Source organism: Streptomyces hyderabadensis, assembly GCF_020404845.1.
Classification (GTDB): Bacteria; Actinomycetota; Actinomycetes; order Streptomycetales; family Streptomycetaceae; genus Streptomyces; species Streptomyces hyderabadensis.
In genome coordinates this window covers 1-20,651 of sequence record NZ_JAIOJZ010000006.1, presented here as the reverse complement: position 1 = coordinate 20,651, position 20,651 = coordinate 1, and the positions used below count along the sequence as shown (strand labels likewise).

Below are 20,651 nucleotides of genomic sequence, written 5' to 3'. Positions count from 1 at the left end.
CTCCGAGACCCGCTTTGCCCAGCGCCGGTACGCCTTGCCGCCCGGCCGCGTACCCTGTCCCCCAATTAGCAGCCCTCCACGAAGTGAGCCCCCGGCCATGCCCACAACACCTGAAATGTCGATGGACATGACGACCGCCGGTGACACCGGTCTTCTCGAGACGCTCCAGCACGAGGTCGCGCTCTTCGCCCGACGCGCCGAACAGACCCGCCTCGGCGGGGTCGGCCAGGTGCGCAACTCCATGGACCGCGCCGCCTACCTGCTGCTCAACCGCCTCGACAAAGAGGGCCCGATGGGCGTGAAGGCGCTCGCCGCGAGCATGGGGATCGACTCCTCCACGGTCACCCGGCAGGTGGCCCCGCTCGTCGACACCGGACTCGTCAAGCGGACCTCCCACCCCGAGGACGGACGCGCGGTGGTCCTGCAGCTGTCGCCGCGCGGCGTGGCGCGACTGGAGGAGGTCCGCTCTTCCCGACGTCAGCTCATGGCCGAACTGACCCACGACTGGGCGCCGCAGGAGCGCGAGACGTTCTGCGCGCTCCTCGCGCGCTTCAACGGCGCCCTGTCCGCCCGTATGGCCCCCTCCGGCGCGGCGTCCCCGGAGGCGCCCGCGGGCTCCTGAGCGAGGCGCCGAACCCCGTCCCGCAAGCTTCCGGAACGGGGTTCGCACCGAACCCTTGACCGGCGGGCCGCCCCTGGCCTGATATGAGACCTCAGGGGTCGTCGCCGTCTGGGCGGGAGGCGCGGTGCGAGAACGGCATGCGTCCCGGGAGGCCCGTCGGGCCCGCGAGTTCGAGACGTTCGTCGCGGGCGCGGCAGGGCGGCTCCTGCACGCCGCCACGCTGCTCACCGCCGAGGCCCCGGACGCCAACCCGCGCGCGCGGCGCCTGCTGGCCCTGAGTCTGGCCCACACGTACGCGTCCTGGGACCGGCTGCACGGGGAGGACCCGTACGACCGCGCCCGCCAGCACCTGGCCACGCGTTTCGCCCGGGCGGCCTGGCACCGGTACGGCGTCCCGGGCCGGGCCCGCCTGCGGTCCGCGGGCCCCCTGGGCCCGCTCGCCCCGCAGGAACGCCTGATCCTGGTGCTCCGGCTGTACGAAGGTGTCGCCGAGGAGCAGACGGCCGCGCTGCTGGGCCTGCCCGTGGAACGGGTACGGGCGATCTGCGACCGCGCGACGGCCGCCCTGCTGCACCCGCCGCCGTCACCGGCCCGGCCGGTGACGGCGGAGGCGAAGGCGGCGACGCCGTGACGCGCGCGGCGGACGGCCGGGGCACGCGCGCGACGACGTGCGCGACGAGCGGCCCGAGCACCCGCGCGACGACGTGCGCGACGACCGCTCCGGTGACCGGCACGGCGGCCGCCGTGGTGACCGGCACCCGGGTGTGGCGGGCCGGGAGGTGCGGGTGAACCGGCCCCGGCGTGAGGCCGCCGCCCGGCGGATCATGGAGCAGTCGCCGCCGCGGGTACCGCCCGACCTCTGTGCGGAGGCCGTCCGCCGGGGCGGCCGCATGCTGCGCCGCAGGACCGCGGCCCGCCGTCTGATGTGGCTGCTGCTGGCCGCCGCGGCCGTGGCGTTCGCGGTGTGGGCGCTGACCGTGCAGCCGTGGGTGGAGCCGCCCTCGGAGACGACTCCGCCCGTGACCGGCTGGGAGGGCTGGTGAGTCCTCCCGGGGGGCTGTCCTAGCCCAGTGCCTGCTGGAGGTCCGCCAGCAGGTCGTCGGCGTTCTCGATGCCGACCGAGAGCCGTACGAGGTCGGCGGGCACCTCCAGGGCGGAGCCCGCCGCGGAGGCGTGCGTCATCCGGCCCGGGTGCTCGATCAGCGACTCGACGCCGCCCAGGGACTCGCCGAGCGTGAAGACCTTCGCCCGGTTGCAGACCTCGACCGCCGCCTGCTCCCCGCCCTCGACGCGGAACGACACCATGCCGCCGAAGGCCTTCATCTGCTTGGCGGCGACCTCGTGCCCCGGGTGCTCGGGCAGTCCCGGGTAGAGCACGCTCGTCACGCGCGCGTGCCGGGAGAGCATCTCGGCGACCTTGGTCGCGTTCTCGCTGTGCCGGTCCATGCGCACCGCGAGGGTCTTGGTGCCGCGCAGCACCAGCCAGGAGTCGAAGGGCCCGGCGACCGCGCCCATCGCGTTCTGGTGGAACGCCAGCTCCTCGCCCAGCTCCTGGTCGCCCACGATCAGCGCGCCGCCGACCACGTCCGAGTGTCCGCCCATGTACTTGGTCAGCGAGTGCACGACGACGTCCGCGCCGAGCGCCAGCGGCTGCTGGAGGTAGGGGGTGGCGAAGGTGTTGTCGACGACGAGCCGGGCGCCGGCGTCCCGGGCGACCTGGGCGATCTGCGCGATGTCGGTGATGCCGAGCAGCGGGTTGGAGGGCGTCTCCACCCACACCGCCTTGGTCTTCGGGGTGAGCGCGGCCCGCACGGCGGCGGCGTCGCCGGTGTCGGCCACGGACCACTCCACGCCCCACCGGGTGGCAACCTTGGCGAAGAGCCGGAAGGTGCCGCCGTAGGCGTCGTTCGGGATCACCACGTGGTCGCCGGGGCGCAGCAGCGTACGCAACAGGCAGTCCTCGGCCGCCAGTCCGGACGCGAACGCGAGGCCTCGCCTGCCGCCCTCCAGGGCGGCGAGGTTCTCCTCCAGGGCCGTACGGGTCGGGTTCGCGCTGCGGCTGTACTCGTAGCCGCCCCGCAACCCGCCGACGCCGTCCTGCTTGTAGGTCGACACCTGATAGATCGGCGGGACGACCGCGCCCGTCAGGGGATCGGCGGTGTTGCCCGCGTGGATCGCGAGCGTCTCGAAGTGCTGACTGATGTGCCTGTCGCTCATGGGCACCGAGGGTAGCCGTGCGGAACGCCTCGCGGGTTTTCCACAGGGCGGGGGACAGGTTGGCCAATTGTCGGCGGCGTCTGGTTCGCTTGAGACATGGAGATTCTCTGGGTCCTGATGGCACTGGTCATGCTCGGCTTCGTGCTGCTCCAACTCTCGCGGCGCCGGCGCGGCGCGGTCGGCCTGGTCGAGCCCGGCCACCCGGACGCCGCCGACCCCGCGAACTACGGCTTCGCCCGTGAGGAGGAGCTGGACGTCCGCATGCCGGGTCCGGACGAGGACCTGCTGGACGTCCTGGACCTGGTGCAGCGCACCCAGGACTACCGGGGGGCGCAGCAGCTCCTGGCCGGTACGGAGGCGGAGGGCGAGCGGCGCTGGCAGCGTGTGCAGGCCTTCGCGGGCGCCGCGTCGCTGGAGCTGCGGCAGCGGCCCGGCGGCGTCGCGGAGACCCCGGGTGGGCAGTGGCTGCGGGTGTGGCGGGCGGAGGCACCCAAGGACGCGGGGGGCGCGGCGGTGCACGCCGAGTTCCTGGTGCAGCAGGCGTGGCGGACGGCGACGCCGGGCACGGACGAGTTCCGGATCATCATGGAGGAGGCCAAGGCGGCCTGCGGCGAGGCGGCCCTGCTCGCGCCCGGGGACCCGGTGCCGTACATCGTCGAGCTGTCGGTGGCCCGCGGCCTCGGCTACGCCCGCGAGGAGTTCGAACAGCTCTGGCTGAAGATCCTGGACCGCGCCCCCAACCACATGGGCGCCCACCTGGCCGCCCTGCAGTACTGGTGCGAGAAGTGGCACGGCTCGCGCGAGCTGGCGTACTCCTTCGCCGAGGCGGCGGCCGCCCGCGCCCCGCGGGGCTCCCTGCTGGCGGCGATGCCGCTGTTCGCGGTCTTCGAGCACCTGCCCGAGGTCAACCTGGTCAGCGGCTTCTATCAGAGCGAGGTCGTCACCAAGGCCGTGCACGGCGCGCTGCACGCGGTCCACTCGGCCCACCGGGACGACCCGACGCAGGCGCACGTCCGCCACCTTCTGGTCTTCTTCCTGGTCCGCGGCGAGCGCTGGGCCGAGGCGATGAACCAGCTGATGGTCATAGACGGCCACGTCGGCGCCCTGCCCTGGACCCTGTCCAGCGACCCGGCGGCGGAGTTCGCGGTCTACCGCGCGCTCGCGGTGGCGGGGTACGAGGCGAACGGCGGCAGCCCGGCGACGCTGCCGCACTGAGCGCCGGCCGGGCGCGCCGCCCGCACGGACGGTCCGGCCGAACCCGGCCGGACCGTCCCGCTGCTGCTCCCCCTCAGCCCTCGGTGCGGGCGGGCAGCCGCCAGCCCGGGCGCGGGAAGTGGCAGGTGTACCCGTCCGGGTAGCGCTGCAGGTAGTCCTGGTGCTCGGGCTCGGCCTCCCAGAACGGACCGACCGGCTCCACCTCGGTGACGACCTTGCCGGGCCACAGTCCGGAGGCGTCCACGTCGGCGATCGTGTCCTCGGCGATCCGCTTCTGCTCGTCGTCCACGTAGTAGATCGCCGAGCGGTAGCTGGTGCCGATGTCGTTGCCCTGGCGGTTCCTGGTGCTCGGGTCGTGGATCTGGAAGAAGAACTCCAGGATCGTGCGGTAGTCGGTCGCCTCGGGGTCGAAGAGGATCTCGATGGCCTCCGCGTGCGTGCCGTGGTCGCGGTACGTCGCGTTCGGCACGTCGCCCCCGGTGTACCCGACCCGGGTCGCGGTCACGCCCGGGAGCCGGCGGATCAGCTCCTCCATCCCCCAGAAGCATCCGCCCGCCAGCACGGCCCTCTGCGTCTGCGCAGCCATTGCGGCACCCTCCAAAATCTCTCGGCTCGATCGTCCGGGCCACTCGGCCCGTACCTCACCGGCCTGCATGCCCACGCTGCGTGCAACGCTCGGGGCGCCCCGACGATTCCGCGGCGTCGGACGGGCGTATCGGTTCTGTCCCGCCCGTTCGAGCGGTGCGGCGGCGCCCCCCTGCCGGACAGCCTGAGGCGCGGGACCGGAATCGCGCCCGTGGGCGCAGCAATGACCATCTCCGTCTCGGCAACGGCCCGCGCTCGGGCGGCGTCCCCGTCGAAAACCGGTGGCCCGGGCGAGGCCTCCGGCCGAAGCTGTACGGCATGGAAGCAGCGCAGCACGAGATCCGGGCGGTCCACACGGCGTCCACCGTGACCGTCTACCAGGCCTACTCCCCTCGGATCGGCCTCCCCGCCGCCCGCGACGGACGCTTCCCCGCCGCCTGGAAGCGGGACCGGATGACGTGGATCAAGCCGTCGTTCCTGTGGATGATGTACCGCTGCGGATGGGCCGCCAAGGAGGACCAGGAGACCGTCCTGGCCGTCGAGATCGGCCGCGAGGGCTTCGAGTGGGCCCTGCGCCACGCGTGCCTGTCGAGCTACAAGCCCGGCGTGCACCCCGACCGGGCCACCTGGCAACGGGACTTGAAGCGCTCGCCCACCCGCGTCCAGTGGGACCCGGAACGCGATCTGCGCCTGCGGCCCCTGCCCCACCGCTCCCTGCAACTCGGCCTCTCCGGCGAGGCCGCCCGCCGGTACGCCGACGAGTGGACGGTCTCCATCCGCGACGTGACCCCCCTCGCCCACGAGATCCACGCCCTCGTACGGAACGACGACCTGGACGCGGCCCGGGCCCTGCTGCCCCGGGAGCAGCCGTATCCGGCGGCGGAGGACCTGATGGCCGGCCTGCGACCGTGACGGACCGCTCCCCCGCCGCGCTCGCCGCCCTGTGGCGCGCCCGGCACCCGGCGGTCCCGCCCGTCGCGCACACGTTCCGCAGCGCGTACGCCGACCGATGGGTGCGCTGCCACAGCCTGCCCGGCTCGAAGCGGTACCCGGAGTCCGAGGACGAGTACACGGCCGTGCTGCACCGGTACAACACGGTGCTCGACGGGTTGTTCACCGGCCGGGACGTGTACGTCGTGACCACGGAGTGGTCCGGTACGCCCGACGGGCCGGCCGCCTTCCCGACGCCGCGGCGGGAGCTGCACCCGCACGGTGTCCACTGGTGGACCGAGTCGGACGAAGACGACCCCGACCCCGCCTTCCACACCCACACGCGCTTCTACGCCGACCGGCGGTCCTGGCGGCACGGCTGCGTGGACGCGCTGCTGCGCGCGGTGGCCGACGAGGCGCTCGCCGGGGTGTTCGTCACGGACACGGAGCTGCGCCGCATCCACCACCCCTACGACGGTGGCGCGGACGTCGTTCTCGCCACGCCCGGCGAGCGCGGAAGGTTTCGCGACCGCCACTCCGACTGGCTGTCCAGCCATCCTGCCGGACTGTGAGGAAGTGCCACGATGTTCCGGGCGAAGAAGCCGTCGGCCACCGAGCAGACGGAACACGAGCCGAAGCTTTCGGCGTACCAGCGGGGCATGCGTGACCGGATGCTCGCAGCGCCCGTGGTGGCCGCGCCCGAGCCCTGGCGGTCCGTCGCCCTCGTACCGGTCGGCGGGCTGCTCGGCATCGGCTTCGCGTCGCACCCCGAGAGCGGACACGACCTGGTCATGGTCGTCTCGCACGACGGTCACGGTCTCTTCGACACCGTCACCGGCGAGAAGATCGCCAGGGACCGGGACCCCGACCCCGAGGGCAGCACGCCCGACGAAGCGGCCGATCTCTCCTGTCCCGGGCTGGGGCCGGTCGAAGGCAGCCGGGTGCACATCGCGGGGCTCTTCGGCGGCGGGTTGCACGCCAGCACCCGGGACGGGTGGGAGCTGGAGGTCGTCACCCCGGCCTGGCCGAACGAACGCGTCCTGCTGTCCCGCGACGGCGGGCTCCCGCACGCCGGTCCGCACGGGGAGGGCTGGTGGCACATCTTCCACGCGGACTACTCGACCTTCCGGGCGGCCGGCTTCTCGCCCTCCGGCCGGACCATCGCCGTGGCGACGAGCAGCGACCTTTCCCTTTGGACCCGCCACCACAGAAGCCTCCTGCCGACACGGCCCAGGAGTTTCATGAAGGCGGCTTGACGCGGGTCATCAGAGAGCGTTGACAGCACCACTGCGCGGTCGGCCGGGAGAAGGAGCCGCTCCGGCTCTCAGAGTCCGGCTGGCCGCAGGCGTGCCGAGCGCCGCCGTCTCGTCGAGCCGCGGCCTCGGCGCTGCTGCGACGTACTACTCGGGTTTGCCATCGACGTACGGGTGCGCAGGCATACGCTCACGAGGATGTGTTGGCGGCGAGGGGGAACGGGGCGCGCGGGCAAGGATGACTACACGGGACACAATCATCCGAATTGGACTTTTCCTGCTGTCCAGCGTTTTCGCCGGTGGCGTCTTCGCGCTGTCCATCGTGGCCGACGAGGCCAAGGGCTCGGACAAGTGGAGGTGGACTGCCGTCGGCACCATCGCGGCAGTGTCAGTCGTGGCGGTTGCGGCATTCGAGAACCATCGCGCCGAGTCCGCCAGGCAGAAGACCTACAAAGCGGCGGTCAAGGCGTCCGGAGACTTGGCACTTGCTTACAACCAGGTCCTGATGCCGACCACAGAGCGCCTTCGTGACCTTTCCGCCGACTATGCGGCAGCCAATCCTCCGAGCACAAGTGGAACCCATGCCACCCAAAATCACTACCTGCCCATCCTTCATTCGCTGCTCGAAAGCGCCGTGGTCCTGACCGCCGAACCCACGCCTTCCAGTTACCCAAGGGCCCGTAGCGCGTACTACGCCCGGGACCCTTCCACCGGTGACTTCGACCTCGTCGACAAGTACGGAAGGACACCATCGCCACGGCCCAAAATCCCGGGCGCAGACGTCGCCGGCGCGCACATGAATACGATCCTCACCGGGAATTCGCCGTACTGGGCCGACGGCACGCCGGGAAAGGTGAGCTACCTCGACCCGGCGGGCAACCGGTACAAGGCCGTCATCGCGGTACCCGTCCGCGCAGGAGGCACACTGTTCGGGGTGTTAACAGTGGATGCACCCGACTATGACGATTTTACGCGGGCCCACGTAGACCTCATGAGCACGTTGGGTAACATCCTTGCTGCTTCATTGACCCTAGGTGGCCCCTGATGAGTACCCCCGCCCCCCGACCGGGTCGCAGATTACGCGGAATCCCTCTGTTTCGGCGCCGCCCCCGAGGGCCGGAACCCGAGCCCGAACCCAATCCTCGAACCCCAGAGGGTCGCGACCTGATCGCCTTCAGGGAATACCAGTCCGTTCGGGCCCACATGCAGGCACAGGCGTCCCAGAACCTGGATTCTCGGCTCAACCTGGCCAAGGATTCGGCCGTCTGGAATACCGCCACCTTCGGCACTCTCACCCTGTCGTCCCTCACCCTGGCGATCACGCTGGCAGTGACGGGATTCACGTGGTGGGTCCTCGCACCACTGGCCGGAGCCGCCCTGTTCCTTTGGCTTCTCGTCGTTTCCGTGGACAACGTACGAAGAGGCGGGGACCCTCGGCGGCGTTGATCACCGCCTTGCCCTGCCTGCCCTGTCCCCGGCAGCCTCGCGCCGGCGGCGTCTCAGTCCACCTCGACACCGAACTCGCGCAGCAGTTCCTCCAAGCCGCCCGGGTAGCCCTTCCCGCCCAGGACGAAGTCCCAGTCGCCGCTGGCCCTGCGCCGGAAGGAGCCGAGGACCAGGGCGGTCTCGTGCGGGCGACCGTCGGAGACCTGGAGTTGGCCCAGTTCCGTGAGAGCCGGATCGAGGAGGCGGATACGGGCGTCCGTGAAACCGGAAAGATCGGCGTCCGGATTGGCCTCCGGGTCGACGGCGGCGACCAGCACGAGCCGGTCGGCGTCGTCAGGCATGGTGTCGAACGAGGCGCAGATCGCGGCCCTGTCGGGCGCGGTGGCGGGCAGCGTCCGTACGGAGCCGTCCGGGGTCTGCGGGTTGTTGTAGAAGACGAGGTGGTCGTCGGACAGAATTCGGTTGCCGCGACACACCAGGGCGCACACGTCCAGGGCGACACTTCCGGTCCATGACATGCCGAGGATGTTGTAGTCGTCGGGAAGCGACGGCTCCGGAAGGGGCGCGAGCGGCGGGGCCGAGTCCGTGCGGTCCCCGTCGCCCAGCCGACCGCGCAGACCGTGGCGGCGCAGCAGGTCGACGAGTTCTCTGCCCGCGATCAGTTCCAGCGGCTTTCCGTTGGCGAAGGTGTGCGCACCGGGGCCGAAGCCCGACGTGGTGACGAGGACACCCTTGTTCGCCCCGGCGTCCTGCACGGTTCCGTAGAGGTCGCGGACGGCGGTGGGCGGCACGGTGTTGCGGTACCGCTTCACCTGGACGACGATCTGTCCGCCCCGGATCGGCGTCGGGTCGAACGCCTTGACGTCCACACCGCCGTCGTTGGAGCGCTGTGTGGTCACCGCCTGCATCCCCATGGCCTCGAACAGCTCCGCCACCAGTCCCTCGAAGGCGATCGGGTCCATCTCGTACAGATCGGGTTCCTCGTCACCGCCGTGGGTGGCGACGCGATGGCCGACCTCCTCGGGCCGTCGGCCCGGCCTGATCGCGACGAGTTGGTCCGGGCGAGCCGAGAGCTGTCCGCGCAGCGCTTCGGCGAGGCAGCTCTCCGCGTCCACCTGGGCCAGATGCAGTTCGCGGAACGAGGAGCACTCGGCCATGACGGTGGCCAGGAAGATCTGGGCCCGTCTGCCCGTGGTGGGGTCGTGCCCGTCCACAAACCCGTTCAGGGCCACCGAATCCAGCGCGCCGGACTCGTCGGCGGCGAAGAGTTCGTGCAGCACCAGCAGCATGCACTGGGCGACGACCTCCTTGTAGAGCGCCCTGCGCTGTCCCACCGGGCGGGGAGTCTCCCTGTACTGGTCGGCCGCGTACATGTACCGGATGTACTTGGACTGCGGGACGACGCTGCCGGCAGGCAGCTCCCAGTCCACCACCAGTTGCCGGGCTGCCGGGTCGTAGGTCATCGCGACCCGGCGCGGAAAGCCTTCGGGCCATGCCGTCGAGGTGTAGAGAGCGGCGGAGAAGTACTCGACCACGGCATCGGGCTCACGGCGCCCGACACCTTCGACCACCGCGGCCAAGGGCGGGAGGTCTTCGGCGAGCATGAGGGTGGACGGCCGGAAGGCAGGAGCCCGGCACCCCGAGGCCAGCAGCTCCTGGAGCGCCGCCACCTGTGCGTCCAGCTCCTCCGTGCGGCGGATCGCCTCGGCCTGCTTGTATTCGCGGTAGCTCTGGGCGGCTCGCCGCTCGTAGGCCCGCGCCTGCCGGGCCTCCTGTCTGCGTTGCCGTGCCTCGGCCTCCAGCTCGCGCTGTCGCTGCCGCTGCATCTCTGCCCAGACCCCGACGTGACCCGTGGCGCGACGACTCATGGGTTGTCAGCCCTCCCCCCAACACCGGTTGTCCCCACAACCAGTTGTAGCGCGTCGACCTTATCCAGCAATCGGTGCCGCGCACATCCACTCGGCCCCTCTGGCCGACAGGCGGGGATCAGCTCCCGTCGCGCAGCCCCGCCACCAGGAGCCTCGCCAGTTGCCGAGCGTCGTAGCGCGGGTCGGGGGTCTCCGCGCCGATGCAGAGGTTGCCGACGCCGCGCATGAGGGCGTAGGCCTCGATGTCGGTGTGGATCTCGCCGGAGGCGGTCGCGGCGGTGAGGAGGTCGGTGCAGACCGGGACCAGGCGGTCGAGGAAGTACGCGTGGAGGGTCTCGAAGCCCGCGTTGTCGGCCTGGAGGACCGCGGCGAGGCCGTGCTTGGTGACCAGGAAGTCGACGAACCGGTCGATCCAGGCCGCGAGCGCGGCGTACGGGGTGGGGCTGCCGGCCAGCAGGGCGGGCCCGGCCTCGGCGCAGGCCTCCACCTGGTGCCGGTAGACGCCGATGATGAGGTCCGCGCGGGTCGGGAAGTGGCGGTAGATCGTGGCCGTGCCGACGCCGGCCTCGGCCGCGATGTCGCGTACGGGGGCCTCCACGCCGGACCTGACGAACACCGCGGCGGCCGCGTCGAGCAGCGTCTTCTCGTTGCGCCGGGCGTCCGCACGCTTGGGCCGGGAGGCTGCCCGCCCCGCCGCCGCTTCGCCGTCCTTCACCGTGCCGTTCCCTTCACCGGTTGATAAACGGGACAGCGTTCCGTATCGTTGGACGAGTAAACGGGACGGTGTTCCGCTTGGTCTCTCCATGATGCCAGAGCGTCGAGCCCGCCACCAAGTCATGCCTCATCGCCCCCAGCAGTGGAGGAACCGTCATGCAGTACCGCACCTTGGGCCGCACCGGTGTGCAGGTCAGCTCGCTCGCGCTCGGCGCCATGAACTTCGGCAGCATCGGGCGCACCACCCAGGACGAGGCCACCGCCATCGTCGACGCCGCCCTGGAGGCCGGGGTCAACCTCATCGACACCGCCGACATGTACGGCCGCGGCGAGTCCGAGGAGATGGTCGGCAAGGCGATCGCCGGGCGCCGCGACGACATCGTGCTGGCCACGAAGGCGAGCATGCCGATGAGCGACGAACCCAACCACCAGGGCTCCTCGCGCCGCTGGCTGGTCACCGAGCTGGACAACAGCCTGCGCCGCCTCGGCGTCGACCACGTCGACCTGTACCAGATCCACCGGTGGGACCCGAACACGAGCGACGAGGAGACGCTGTCCGCGCTCACCGACCTGCAGCGCGCCGGGAAGATCCGGTACTTCGGGTCCTCCACCTTCCCCGCGTACCGGATCGTCGAGGCGCAGTGGGCCGCCCGCGAGCACCGGCTGAGCCGGTACGTCACCGAGCAGCCCAGCTACTCCGTGCTCCAGCGCGGGATCGAGAGCCACGTGCTGCCCGTGACCGAGCAGTACGGGCTCGGCGTGCTGGTGTGGAGCCCGCTGGCCTCGGGATGGCTGTCCGGCGCGGTGCGCGCGGGCCGGGAGGTCACCACGCACCGGTCCGGGTTCATGCCCGAGCGCTTCGACCCCGCGCTGCCCGCCAACCAGGCCCGGCTCGACGCCGTCGAGAAGCTGGCCGCGGTCGCCGACGAGGCCGGGCTCACGCTCATCCAGCTCGCGCTCGGCTTCGTGACCGCGCACCCGGCCGTGACCGGCGCGCTCATCGGCCCCCGCACCCTGGACCACCTGCGCTCCCAGCTCGCCGCCGCCGACACCGTGCTCTCCGACGACGTCCTCGACGCCATCGACGGCATCGTCGCGCCCGGCACGGATCTGGCCGCGCACGAGAAGTTCGACGCCACGCCCGCACTGCTCGACCCGGCGCTGCGCCGCCGCCCGGCGGCCCGCTGAGCAAGTCAGCGTCCCGGTCGGCCCGGGCAGTTCGTCGTCCGCGGTGAAGAGTACGGCGAGGTCGCCGAGGGGGGTGGAGTCACCCTGCCATCCTCTCCGCCAGGAATTCGGCCCACGTCATCTTGCCGACCAGCGCGTCCCGCAGGGTGAGGTTCTCGCCAGAACGGTACGCGCGCCCCGCTTTCCCGGGAATCCGCACCGGCAGCTTCGGGCGCCGGCGTCCACCGCGCAGGTCGAGATAGGAACGGGCCAGCGTGGCCAGATCGTGGACCTCGGGACCGGTCATGTCGGGCACCCGGCCGGACGGCTCGCCGAGGGTCAGTTCGGCCAGGCGTACGGCGACCTCGCGGGCGGCGACCGGCTGCAGGCGCAGCCCGCCCGGCGCCGGGAGGACCGGCAGCCGGGTCATCTTCTCGATCATCGTCAGGGTCAGCTCGTGGAACTGGGCCGCCCGCAGCACCGTCCAGCCGATCCCCGAGCCGGCGATCGCCCGCTCCGACTCCAGCTTGGTGCGCAGCCAGGCCAGCGGCACGCGGTCGGCGCCCACGACCGAGATGTAGGCGAGGTGCCGCACGTCCGCGCGGGCGGCGGCGCGCACCAGGGTGCGGGTCGCCTCGTCGTCGCCCTTGGGGCCGCCCGCCAGGTGCAGCACGGTGTGCACGCCGTCGACGGCGGCCTCGACGCCCTCGCCGGTGCGCAGGTCGCCGGTGACGTACGTGATGCCGTCGCCGCCGGTGTGGCGGGTCCCGCGGGTGAGGACGCGCACCTCCTGCCCGGCCGCCCGCAGCAGCGGGACGACGTGGCCGCCGAGGGTGCCGGTGCCGCCGGTGACCAGGACAGGTGTCGTGGAGGAGGTCGGAGGGTGGGTCATGGCTGCCGCTCCCGGTGTCCGTGACGTCCGAGAGGCGGGGTGGAGCCGATGTGGGACCGCCCCGCCCGGACGTCCGCCGTATGTGGTGGCGGTATGACCCGGGGCGGGGCGGCCGTGTGACAGCGAGGAGGAGGGAATCCGGAAGATTCTTCCTCCGGCGATCAGATCGTCGCGGTGTCGATCACGAAGCGGTACCGCACGTCACTGGCGAGCACCCGCTCGTACGCCTCGTTGACCTCGGACGCGGCGATCAGCTCGATCTCGGCGCCGATGCCGTGCTCCGCGCAGAAGTCCAGCATCTCCTGGGTCTCGGCGATGCCGCCGATCATGGACCCGGTGAGGGACTTGCCGCCGCCGAGCAGCGCGAAGAGGTTGAGGGAGACCGGCTCCTCGGGGGCGCCGACGTTGGCCAGCGTGCCCTCCGTCTTCAGCAGCCCCAGGTAGGCGGCGAAGTCGAGCGGGGCCGAGACCGTGGAGACGATCAGGTCGAAGGTGCCGGCCAGCTCCTCGAAGGTGGCCGGGTCGCTGGTGGCGTAGTAGTGGTCGGCGCCCAGCTTCAGGCCGTCGTCCTTCTTGCGCAGCGACTGCGACAGCACGGTCACCTCGGCGCCCAGGGCGTGCGCGAGCTTGACGGCCATGTGGCCGAGGCCGCCCAGGCCGATGACGGCGACCTTCTTGCCGGGGCCCGCGTTCCAGCGCCTGAGCGGGGAGTACGTGGTGATGCCGGCGCACAGCAGGGGCGCGGCCTCGTCCAGCGAGATGCCCTCGGGGATGCCGAGGACGAAGTTCTCGTCGACGACGACCTTCTCGGAGTAGCCGCCGTAGGTGGGCTCGCCGTCCTTGCCGATGCCGTTGTACGTCATCACGTTGCCGCCCGTGCAGTACTGCTCGCGGCCGGCCTTGCAGTTCTCGCACTCGCGGCAGGAGTCGACCATGCAGCCGACGCCCACCCGGTCGCCGACGGCGAACTTGGTGACGCCGGGGCCGACGGCGGAGACGATGCCCGCGATCTCGTGGCCGGGGACCATCGGGAAGATGGCCTCGCCCCAGCCCTCACGGACCTGGTGGATGTCGGAGTGGCAGATGCCGGCGAACTTGATGTCGATCAGGACGTCGTGCTCACGCACCTCGCGCCGCTCGATGGTGGTGCGCTCCAGCGGCGCCTTGGCGGCGGGTGCTGCGTACGCGGCGACAGTGGTCATGCCGGGTTCTCCGGGATTCTCTTGGCGTGACTGGGTGATGCTTCCACCCTGCCTGCGACCTGCGGATCCACCCAGACCACGGCTTTGCGTACGACCGGCGTGCGTACCACTGACGGGGACAGGCTCATGGGCGTACGACCGGGAATACGTCCGGTGATACTGGAAGCATGGATGGACAGCTTGACCGGCGGGCCGAACTGAGCGAGTTCCTGCGCACCCGGCGGGCTCGGCTGAAGCCGGAGGACGTGGGCCTGGAGTCGTACGGGCGGCAGCGCCGGGTGCCCGGGCTGCGGCGCGAGGAGCTGGCGCAGCTGGCCGGGGTGTCGGTGGCGTACTACACCCGCCTCGAACAGGGCAACGGGCAGAACGTGTCGGCGGAGGTCCTGGACGCCATCGCCCGCGCGCTGCGGCTGACCGACGCGGAGCAGGCCCACCTGACGCACCTGGCGCGGCCGAAGCAGCAGCGCCGGCGGGCCGGGGCCCCGCGGGGCAAGCAGCCGGTGCGGGTGGCGCTGCTCCAGCTCCTGGAGTCGATCGACACGGTCCCGGCGTACGTGTCGGGCCGCCGCTCGGAGATCCTCGCCTGGAACCGGATGGCCGCCGCCCTCTTCGGCGACTGGGGCAAGCTGCCCGCCGCGGAGCGGAACTGGGCGCGGCTGGTCTTCCTGAATCCGGACTACCGGGAGCTGTTCGTCGACTGGGACCAGAAGGCCTACGACATGGTCAGCTTCCTGCGCATGGACGCGGGCCGCCATCCGGACGACCCGCGACTGTCCGCGCTGGTCGGCGAGCTGTCGGTGAAGAGCGAGGAGTTCCGCCGTCTGTGGGCCACGCACGACGTCAAGGAGAAGAGCTACGGCGTCAAGCGGATGCGGCACCCGCTGGTCGGCGACCTGACCCTGTCCTTCGAGACGTTCCGCCTGGTCGACGACGACGAGCAGGCCTTCGTGACGTACCACGCGGAGCCCGGCTCCCCGTCGGCGGACGCGCTGCGGCTGCTGGCGAGCTGGGGTACGGACGCGGCGGCGGCCGCGGTCACGCCCTGAGGGTGCCCCGGCTCAGCGCGGTGTCGAAGGGGGCCCAGGCGCGGGCGGTGAGGAGGAGGACGGGGCCGTCGCCGTCGCGGGAGACCTTGGAGTCCCGGACGGGGACGAGGCCGGGGATGCCGTCGGCGACTTCGACGCAGTGGCCGCCGTCGCCGTTGCTGTAGCTGCTCTTACGCCATGCCGCCCAGGAAACGCTCCGGGTACTTGCCATTTCGATAGTCCTCTGCTGCTTGCTCAATGAGCTTGAGGGACGGTTCGGGAGGAAGCGCTGCGGCCCTGAGACGACCGTACGCCTTCGCATACTGCCTCACGAGCCCCGGATCATCGACCAATTGCCCGCTGTACATCCCCTCCGTGTACATGACCGGCGGGGCATCGGCAAAGGTCATGAACCTTGTCGTGCCCATCATGAAGGGGTGGGCGCCTGAACTCAGCGGAAGGACCTGCGGAACCGCCCGGCGCTTGCGTGCCACCTCGGCGATATGAGCGAGCTGGTCGGCCATCGTGTCGGGCGGAATGATCGGTTGTCGCAGAACCGACTCGTGCAGCACGAGCCAACTTTCGGGTGCCTGCTGGTCCTCGAAAAGCCACGCTCGTGATCGCCGCGCCTCGATTTTCCCGGCCACCGTCTCCTCCGAGTCCGATGGGTGAGCGGCCAGCACGACAGCCCTGATCTACGGCGCCAGTTGTAGCGGCCCTGGGATGAGCGTCGGGTCCCACTCCTCGATCTCCTGCGCACGCTTCTCCATCTCCGCGACGTCCACGAAGTACTCCGCGTGCCCTCCCCGCCGCGCCTTCCGCACGTCCTCGCACCGTCGCTCGAAGAACCCGTCCGTCCCCAGTACCTGGTCCGCGTGCCGGGCCAGGTCCAACGGCATGCGCCGCTCGCCCCGTTCGATGTCGCTCAGGTGCGACTTGCCGTAGAAGCTGCCCTCGACCAGCGCCTCCAGCGACAGCCCGGCCCGCTCCCGCTGCCACCTCAACTCCTTGCCGTAGAAGGTCGGGACGCTCGTCGAGCCGTCGATGTCCTTGCGTTGTGCCATGGCGTTGCCTCTTCCGCACTCCGGGCTGCCGACGCGAGATCCCTTTCACGGTAGGGCGCCGAACGTCACTGTGTGAGGCGTTCGTCACAGAGCGCACACGGAAAGGCGCCCGTTCATGACCCAACCGCCCCGTCCGCAGGACGACATGACCCGCTGCGTGGAGGAGCTGCGCGCCGCCCTCGCCCTGCACGGCATCGCCCTGCCCTCCCTCGGCCTGGACCTGCCGACGTTCGCCGGCGCGTACGCACCGCCCACCGGTCTCGTCTCGCTCGGCAACTGCAACGCGGCCACCGCCCGTGCGCTCGCCGCGGTCCTGCGTCGGGCGGCGCCGTGACGACCTGGGAACTGAGCCTGCTCGCCACGCCGGAGGCCGTACCGGAGGTGCGCCGCCTTCTCCGCCGTTACGACCACGACGTCCGCCTGTGCGTGACCGAGTTGCTGACGAACGTGATCGACCACGTGGGCGAGGGCACCCCCGCGACCGTCCGCGTCGCCGTCCTGCCCACCGGCCACACGCGTGTGGAGGTCACCGACCCCGACCCACGCGCCCTGCCCCTCCTCACCGGACCGGCCGGTGTCACCGACGAGTCCGGGCGCGGCCTCGCCCTCCTCGACGCGCTGGCGCTGCGGTGGGGCGTGGAGCAGTGCGGGGACCGCAAGACGGTCTGGTGCGAGCTGGCGGGAGAGCCGCCGCCCGACGACGCTCGGGCGCCCGCCGCCCCGCCATCCCCGGCGGTCCGGAGCGGACGGTGAGGGTCAGGACTGGTCCAGGGCCCGTTCGATCGCGCGTCGGGCCCGGTCCGCGGCCGTGCGGTCGTGCTGGAGCTGCATGGCCGCGTTGAGGGCAAGCCCCGCCGCGACGATCTCGAACAGCGCCTGGTCGACGTCGAAGCCGGCGGGCAGCTCACCGTTGTCCACCGCCGCGGTCAGGTCGGACCGCAGCTGTTCGCGCCAGCGGGACCACACCTCGGCCACCGCGTCGCGGACCCGGCCGGGGCGGCCGTCGTACTCACTGAGTGCCGCGGTCATCAGGCAGCCGCCGGGCAGCAGGGGTTCTTCCAGGTAGCCCACGGAGTTGGCGCACAGCGCGCGCAGCCGCCGCAGGCCCGGCGGCTCGCCCAGCACCGGTTCGACCACCCGGTGCCAGAAGTCCACGAACGCCTTGTCCAGGGTGGAGATCTGCAGCGTCTCCTTGGTGCCGAAGTGCTTGTGCACCCCGGACTTGCTCATCTCCAGCTCTTCGGCGAGCCGGCCGATGGTGATGCCGTCCAGCCCTTCTTCGGAGGCGATCTCGGCGGCACGGCCGAGGATCCGGCCCCTGGTGGCCTGCGCTTCGGCCGCTGAACGTCGTGGTGACATGCACCCCAGATTAGCGCACGACCGTTCGCTATTGATTTAGCGAACGACCGTACGCTAATGTCCGGAGTCCACCGGAACGAAGGAGTACGAGATGCGGGTGCGACGACTGGGCTGGGCCGGACTGGAGGTCGAGGCGGGCGGCGAGCGGCTGGTGATCGACTACGTGCGGGACCTCTCGCCGCTGTTCACGGGGTGGAAGCCCGGCGAGAACGTGGCTGCGCCGAGCGGACCGGCGTCCGCCGCGCTCGTCACCCACCTGCACCGGGACCACACCGACGCGTCCGCGCTCTCGGAGGTGTTGACGCAGGGGGCGCCGGTGCTGCGGCCGGCGCCCGGTCACGGTGACGACGTGGACAACGTGACGACGCTGCCGGCCGAGCGCGAGCTGGTCCGGCACCGGCTGGCCGTCGAGGTCGTGGACGTCTGGTCCACGCGCGACCTCGGGCCGTTCCGCGTCACGGCGGTCCCCGCCGTCGACGGGCTGGGCGACCCGCAGCTGAACTGGGTGGTGGAGGCCGACGGACAGCGGATCTTCCACGGCGGCGACACGATGTTCCACGGCTTCTGGTGGCTCGTCGCCCGCCGGTTCAGCCCCTTCGACGCGGTGTTCCTGCCCGCCAACGGCGCGGTGGTCGACGCACCGCACCTGCAGCCGCCGAGCCCGGTGCCCGCCGCGCTGGACCCGCTGCAGGCCGCCGCGGCAGCGGAGATCCTCGACGCCCGGCTCGCGGTGCCGATCCACTACGAGCCGGAGCAGCCGGACAAGATCCCGGGCTACGCCGAGGTCGCCGACCCGGCGGCCGGGTTCCGCACGCACGCCGGGCGGCGCGCCCGGATCCTGCCCGTCGGTCAGTGGCTGGACCTGGCCTGCTGAAGGTCAGGCCGACGCGTTCTCCTTCACCGTGATGCGTCCCTTGCGGATGGTCGCCACACGGGGGGCTTTCTTCGCGATCGCCGAGTCGTGGGTGACCATCACGAAGGTGAGCCCCAGCTCCTTCCACATGCGGTCGAGCACGTCCATGATCTCGTCGCGGGTCGACTCGTCGAGGTTTCCGGTGGGTTCGTCGGCGAGCAGCACCTTGGGCTGCTTCACCAGGGCGCGGGCGATGGCGACGCGCTGCTGCTGGCCGCCGGACATCTCGCCGGGCAGGTGGCCGAGGCGTTCGCCGAGGCCGACGGAGGCCAGGGCCTCGGCGGCCTTCTCGCGCCGGTCCTTCGCCTTGACGCCGAGCGGGACCAGGGCGGTCTCGACGTTCTCCTGGGCGGTCAGGGTCGGGATCAGGTTGAAGGACTGGAAGACGAAGCCGATGCTCTCGCTGCGCACCCGGGTCAGCCGGGCCTCGGGGAGCTTCGCGAGGTCGGTCCCGTCGAGGACGACCTGGCCCGTGCTGGGCCGGTCGAGGGCGCCCAGCATCTGGAGCAGGGTGGACTTGCCGCCGCCGGTGGGGCCCTGGATGACGAGCCGGTCGCCGTCGGCGATGGTCAGGTCGACGCCGTCGAGGGCGTGCACGGTGGCCTTGCCGCGGGTGTAGCGCTTGGTGACGCCGCTGAGTTCGTACATGGTGCAACTCCTGGGGTACGGGGGGAGGGTGGCGCTACTCGACGCGGCGCAGGGCGTCCGCGGGGCGCAGCCGCGAGGCGCGCCAGCCGCCGAAGCCGCCGGCGACGAGCCCGCCGGCCACGGCGAGGCCCACCGCGAGGGCGATGGTGGTGAGGCTGACGGGTGCGGTCAGCGCGATGTCCAGGGTCTTGGCGGCGGCCTGCCGGCCGGGACCGCCCATGCCGCCCCCGCCCAGGCCGCCGGGCCCGCCAGTGCCGCCGCCACCGCCCGTGCCGCCGCCCAGCTGGGCCTGCAGCGTCGGGCTGACGGCGGTGACGGCGTAGGCGCCCGCGAGGCCCAGCGCGATGCCGAGGGCGCCGCCGACCAGGCCGTTGACGACGGCCTCGCCGATCACCTGCCGGGTGACCCGGCCCGAGCGCCAGCCGAGCGCCTTGAGCGTGCCGAACTCGCGCACCCGGCGGGAGACGGCGGAGGAGGTGAGCAGACCGGCGACCAGGAAGGCCGCCGCCAGCACGACGACCGACAGCCACTTGCCGACGCCGGTGGCGAGCGAGGAGGCGGTGGACAGGGAGCCGGACACGGTGTCGGCGAGGTCGGCGGAGGTGGTGACCGTCGTACCCGAGATGTTCTTCTGGATCGCGGACTTCACGCCGTCGATGCGCTGCGAGTCGGTCGCCTTGACGTAGATCGTGGTGACCTTGTCCTTCGCGTCGCCCAGCGTCTGGGCCTGCTTCAGCGGCACGTAGAGGTTGGCCGCCGCGTCGCCGCTGTCGGCCGTGGCGATGCCGACGATCTCGAACTTCGTGTCCTTGACGGTGACCGTGCTGCCGGTCTTGAGCTTCTTCTCCTTGGCGTAGGCCGAGTCGGCGACGGCCACCTTGGCGTCGGTCTCCGACTCCTTGAAGGTGCGCCCGCTGGTGATGGTGGACGTGGTCAGCGGACCGAGGGCGGGCTCGGTGACGTCGGTGCCGTAGACGGAGTAGCTGTTGACGTCGAAGTCGGCGCCGCCGCCCTCGACCCGGCCCTGCGGGGACTGGCCGCCGCCCGGGCCGCCGCCCTGGCCCGCGCCGCCGCCGGAGGTGTCCTGCTTGAACTGGCCGCGCGAGAACTCGCCGCTGACCTTGACGACCTGGAGGCTCAGGCCGCCCACCGCGTCGGCGACGCCGCTCTGCCCGGCGACCTTGCCGACGGTGGAACTCGCCAGCGTCTGGAAGCCCTGCACCATGACGCGGTCGGTGCTCTGCTCCTCCTCGGAGCCGTCGTCCTGGGCGTCGAAGCGGAAGCGCGGCCGTTCGGCGGTGCTGCCGGAGGAGGCCTCGGCGGCCTTGGTGACCGTCATGTCCGTGCCGAGCCCGTACAGGGACTGCAGGACCTTGTCCTGGGCCCGGCCCATGCCGGAGGAGACCGAGTCGACGACGATGACCAGGGCGATGCCCAGGGCCAGTCCGGAGGCGACGACGAGGGCCGCCTTTCTGCGGCGGCGCAGCTCGCGCCTCAGGTAGGTGAAGAACATGGCCGCAAAGTAGGGACG

Annotated in this window: 23 protein-coding genes and 1 pseudogene; 13 read left to right on the top strand and 11 right to left on the bottom strand. The window is 71.6% G+C overall.

All coding sequences use genetic code 11. The features are described 5' to 3' along the window. Nucleotides 1-121: 121 nt before the first annotated feature. The 3 genes from K7854_RS06865 to K7854_RS06855 all read left to right on the top strand — a co-directional run bounded on the left by K7854_RS06865 (nt 122) and on the right by K7854_RS06855 (nt 1,665). Nucleotides 122-622 carry a MarR family winged helix-turn-helix transcriptional regulator gene (locus tag K7854_RS06865; protein ID WP_443732433.1) on the top strand — a complete coding sequence of 167 codons (501 nt, stop codon included), beginning with the start codon at nt 122-124 and terminating at the stop codon, nt 620-622. A gap of 124 nt (nt 623-746) precedes the next feature. Further along, on the top strand, nt 747-1,253 hold the full coding sequence (locus tag K7854_RS06860; protein WP_226025464.1) for a sigma factor-like helix-turn-helix DNA-binding protein: 507 nt from the start codon (nt 747-749) through the stop codon (nt 1,251-1,253). A 154-nt stretch (nt 1,254-1,407) separates the two neighbouring features. Then, nucleotides 1,408-1,665 carry a hypothetical protein gene (locus K7854_RS06855; RefSeq protein ID WP_226025619.1) on the top strand — a complete coding sequence of 86 codons (258 nt, stop codon included), beginning with the start codon at nt 1,408-1,410 and terminating at the stop codon, nt 1,663-1,665. A 19-nt stretch (nt 1,666-1,684) separates the two neighbouring features. Here the strand turns inward: K7854_RS06855 and K7854_RS06850 are convergent, their stop codons facing one another. Beyond that, complete coding sequence (locus K7854_RS06850; protein WP_087807545.1) at nt 1,685-2,839, bottom strand: cystathionine gamma-synthase; 1,155 nt, start codon at nt 2,837-2,839, stop codon at nt 1,685-1,687. A 96-nt stretch (nt 2,840-2,935) separates the two neighbouring features. On the opposite strand from K7854_RS06850, the gene K7854_RS06845 reads away from it, so the two are divergent. Beyond that, nucleotides 2,936-4,054 carry a hypothetical protein gene (locus tag K7854_RS06845; RefSeq protein WP_226025463.1) on the top strand — a complete coding sequence of 373 codons (1,119 nt, stop codon included), beginning with the start codon at nt 2,936-2,938 and terminating at the stop codon, nt 4,052-4,054. A gap of 73 nt (nt 4,055-4,127) precedes the next feature. Here the strand turns inward: K7854_RS06845 and msrA are convergent, their stop codons facing one another. Next, the gene (gene msrA / locus K7854_RS06840) at nt 4,128-4,640 is read right to left on the bottom strand and encodes a peptide-methionine (S)-S-oxide reductase MsrA (RefSeq protein ID WP_226025462.1); all 513 of its coding nucleotides are present in this window, start codon (nt 4,638-4,640) and stop codon (nt 4,128-4,130) included. 317 nt (nt 4,641-4,957) lie between these two features. Here msrA and K7854_RS06835 point away from each other — a divergent pair, with 317 nt between their 5' ends. From K7854_RS06835 to K7854_RS06820, 4 genes are all read left to right on the top strand, one after another. Then, on the top strand, nt 4,958-5,551 hold the full coding sequence (locus tag K7854_RS06835; protein WP_226025461.1) for a DUF4291 domain-containing protein: 594 nt from the start codon (nt 4,958-4,960) through the stop codon (nt 5,549-5,551). Beyond that, nucleotides 5,548-6,141 carry a DUF3885 domain-containing protein gene (locus tag K7854_RS06830; RefSeq protein WP_226025460.1) on the top strand — a complete coding sequence of 198 codons (594 nt, stop codon included), beginning with the start codon at nt 5,548-5,550 and terminating at the stop codon, nt 6,139-6,141. Before K7854_RS06835 ends, K7854_RS06830 begins: the two co-directional genes overlap by 4 nt. 12 nt (nt 6,142-6,153) lie before the next feature. Further along, nucleotides 6,154-6,825 (top strand): hypothetical protein, encoded by a 672-nt coding sequence (locus K7854_RS06825; protein ID WP_226025459.1) that lies wholly within the window; start codon nt 6,154-6,156, stop codon nt 6,823-6,825. Nucleotides 6,826-7,060: 235 nt separating this feature from the next. Next, nucleotides 7,061-7,867: a GAF domain-containing protein gene (locus tag K7854_RS06820; RefSeq protein ID WP_226025458.1), complete on the top strand. Its 807-nt coding sequence runs from the start codon at nt 7,061-7,063 to the stop codon at nt 7,865-7,867. 454 nt (nt 7,868-8,321) lie between these two features. Here the strand turns inward: K7854_RS06820 and K7854_RS06815 are convergent, their stop codons facing one another. Both K7854_RS06815 and K7854_RS06810 read right to left on the bottom strand, forming a co-directional pair. Next, entirely contained in the window at nt 8,322-10,136 is a 1,815-nt protein-coding gene (locus tag K7854_RS06815; RefSeq protein ID WP_226025457.1) for a restriction endonuclease, read from the bottom strand. A 118-nt stretch (nt 10,137-10,254) separates the two neighbouring features. Continuing rightward, nucleotides 10,255-10,851, bottom strand: coding sequence for a TetR/AcrR family transcriptional regulator (locus tag K7854_RS06810; RefSeq protein WP_226025456.1), 597 nt, complete (start codon nt 10,849-10,851; stop codon nt 10,255-10,257). Between the two features lie 155 nt (nt 10,852-11,006). On the opposite strand from K7854_RS06810, the gene K7854_RS06805 reads away from it, so the two are divergent. Then, a complete protein-coding gene (locus K7854_RS06805; protein WP_226025455.1) occupies nt 11,007-12,038 on the top strand; it encodes an aldo/keto reductase in 1,032 nt (343 codons plus the stop codon). Between the two features lie 79 nt (nt 12,039-12,117). Here K7854_RS06805 and K7854_RS06800 read toward each other — a convergent pair whose 3' ends face one another. Continuing rightward, nucleotides 12,118-12,909 (bottom strand): SDR family oxidoreductase, encoded by a 792-nt coding sequence (locus tag K7854_RS06800; protein ID WP_226025454.1) that lies wholly within the window; start codon nt 12,907-12,909, stop codon nt 12,118-12,120. A gap of 161 nt (nt 12,910-13,070) precedes the next feature. Further along, a complete protein-coding gene (locus K7854_RS06795; protein ID WP_226025453.1) occupies nt 13,071-14,111 on the bottom strand; it encodes an NAD(P)-dependent alcohol dehydrogenase in 1,041 nt (346 codons plus the stop codon). 167 nt (nt 14,112-14,278) lie between these two features. Here K7854_RS06795 and K7854_RS06790 point away from each other — a divergent pair, with 167 nt between their 5' ends. Next, entirely contained in the window at nt 14,279-15,157 is an 879-nt protein-coding gene (locus K7854_RS06790) for a helix-turn-helix domain-containing protein (RefSeq protein WP_226025452.1), read from the top strand. Here the strand turns inward: K7854_RS06790 and K7854_RS06785 are convergent. After that, nucleotides 15,147-15,368, bottom strand: a complete 222-nt coding sequence (locus tag K7854_RS06785; RefSeq protein ID WP_226025451.1) for a DUF397 domain-containing protein — start codon at nt 15,366-15,368, stop codon at nt 15,147-15,149. The genes K7854_RS06790 and K7854_RS06785 overlap by 11 nt on opposite strands. Continuing rightward, nucleotides 15,328-16,200 (bottom strand): annotated as a pseudogene (locus K7854_RS06780) (helix-turn-helix domain-containing protein). Before K7854_RS06780 ends, K7854_RS06785 begins: the two are co-directional and overlap by 41 nt. A 115-nt stretch (nt 16,201-16,315) precedes the next feature. Between K7854_RS06780 and K7854_RS06775 the strand changes: the two are divergent. After that, complete coding sequence (locus K7854_RS06775; RefSeq protein WP_226025450.1) at nt 16,316-16,534, top strand: hypothetical protein; 219 nt, start codon at nt 16,316-16,318, stop codon at nt 16,532-16,534. Further along, entirely contained in the window at nt 16,531-16,953 is a 423-nt protein-coding gene (locus K7854_RS06770) for an ATP-binding protein (protein ID WP_226025449.1), read from the top strand. The genes K7854_RS06775 and K7854_RS06770 overlap by 4 nt, the downstream gene beginning before the upstream one ends. A gap of 3 nt (nt 16,954-16,956) precedes the next feature. On the opposite strand, the gene K7854_RS06765 is transcribed toward K7854_RS06770, so the two are convergent. Further along, on the bottom strand, nt 16,957-17,559 hold the full coding sequence (locus K7854_RS06765) for a TetR family transcriptional regulator C-terminal domain-containing protein (protein WP_226025448.1): 603 nt from the start codon (nt 17,557-17,559) through the stop codon (nt 16,957-16,959). A 91-nt stretch (nt 17,560-17,650) separates the two neighbouring features. Here K7854_RS06765 and K7854_RS06760 point away from each other — a divergent pair, with 91 nt between their 5' ends. Beyond that, nucleotides 17,651-18,433 (top strand): MBL fold metallo-hydrolase, encoded by a 783-nt coding sequence (locus K7854_RS06760; protein ID WP_226025447.1) that lies wholly within the window; start codon nt 17,651-17,653, stop codon nt 18,431-18,433. Between the two features lie 3 nt (nt 18,434-18,436). Here K7854_RS06760 and K7854_RS06755 read toward each other — a convergent pair whose 3' ends face one another. Both K7854_RS06755 and K7854_RS06750 read right to left on the bottom strand, forming a co-directional pair. Further along, nucleotides 18,437-19,120: an ABC transporter ATP-binding protein gene (locus tag K7854_RS06755; RefSeq protein ID WP_226025446.1), complete on the bottom strand. Its 684-nt coding sequence runs from the start codon at nt 19,118-19,120 to the stop codon at nt 18,437-18,439. Nucleotides 19,121-19,154: 34 nt separating this feature from the next. Then, complete coding sequence (locus K7854_RS06750) at nt 19,155-20,633, bottom strand: ABC transporter permease (RefSeq protein ID WP_226025618.1); 1,479 nt, start codon at nt 20,631-20,633, stop codon at nt 19,155-19,157. Between the last annotated feature and the right edge of the window lie 18 nt (nt 20,634-20,651).

Excerpts from the sequence above, each read along its gene's own strand:
- K7854_RS06785 (WP_226025451.1), bottom strand. The coding sequence starts at position 15,368 with ATGGCAAGTACCCGGAGCGTTTCCTGGGCGGCATGGCGTAAGAGCAGC.
- K7854_RS06815 (WP_226025457.1), bottom strand. The coding sequence starts at position 10,136 with ATGAGTCGTCGCGCCACGGGTCACGTCGGGGTCTGGGCAGAGATGCAG.
- K7854_RS06835 (WP_226025461.1), top strand. The coding sequence starts at position 4,958 with ATGGAAGCAGCGCAGCACGAGATCCGGGCGGTCCACACGGCGTCCACC.
- K7854_RS06790 (WP_226025452.1), top strand. The coding sequence starts at position 14,279 with ATGGATGGACAGCTTGACCGGCGGGCCGAACTGAGCGAGTTCCTGCGC.
- K7854_RS06850 (WP_087807545.1), bottom strand. The coding sequence starts at position 2,839 with ATGAGCGACAGGCACATCAGTCAGCACTTCGAGACGCTCGCGATCCAC.
- K7854_RS06845 (WP_226025463.1), top strand. The coding sequence starts at position 2,936 with ATGGAGATTCTCTGGGTCCTGATGGCACTGGTCATGCTCGGCTTCGTG.
- K7854_RS06775 (WP_226025450.1), top strand. The coding sequence starts at position 16,316 with ATGACCCAACCGCCCCGTCCGCAGGACGACATGACCCGCTGCGTGGAG.
- K7854_RS06825 (WP_226025459.1), top strand. The coding sequence starts at position 6,154 with ATGTTCCGGGCGAAGAAGCCGTCGGCCACCGAGCAGACGGAACACGAG.
- K7854_RS06795 (WP_226025453.1), bottom strand. The coding sequence starts at position 14,111 with ATGACCACTGTCGCCGCGTACGCAGCACCCGCCGCCAAGGCGCCGCTG.
- msrA (WP_226025462.1), bottom strand. The coding sequence starts at position 4,640 with ATGGCTGCGCAGACGCAGAGGGCCGTGCTGGCGGGCGGATGCTTCTGG.
- K7854_RS06760 (WP_226025447.1), top strand. The coding sequence starts at position 17,651 with ATGCGGGTGCGACGACTGGGCTGGGCCGGACTGGAGGTCGAGGCGGGC.
- K7854_RS06820 (WP_226025458.1), top strand. The coding sequence starts at position 7,061 with ATGACTACACGGGACACAATCATCCGAATTGGACTTTTCCTGCTGTCC.
- K7854_RS06755 (WP_226025446.1), bottom strand. The coding sequence starts at position 19,120 with ATGTACGAACTCAGCGGCGTCACCAAGCGCTACACCCGCGGCAAGGCC.
- K7854_RS06765 (WP_226025448.1), bottom strand. The coding sequence starts at position 17,559 with ATGTCACCACGACGTTCAGCGGCCGAAGCGCAGGCCACCAGGGGCCGG.
- K7854_RS06750 (WP_226025618.1), bottom strand. The coding sequence starts at position 20,633 with ATGTTCTTCACCTACCTGAGGCGCGAGCTGCGCCGCCGCAGAAAGGCG.
- K7854_RS06865 (WP_443732433.1), top strand. The coding sequence starts at position 122 with ATGGACATGACGACCGCCGGTGACACCGGTCTTCTCGAGACGCTCCAG.
- K7854_RS06805 (WP_226025455.1), top strand. The coding sequence starts at position 11,007 with ATGCAGTACCGCACCTTGGGCCGCACCGGTGTGCAGGTCAGCTCGCTC.
- K7854_RS06800 (WP_226025454.1), bottom strand. The coding sequence starts at position 12,909 with ATGACCCACCCTCCGACCTCCTCCACGACACCTGTCCTGGTCACCGGC.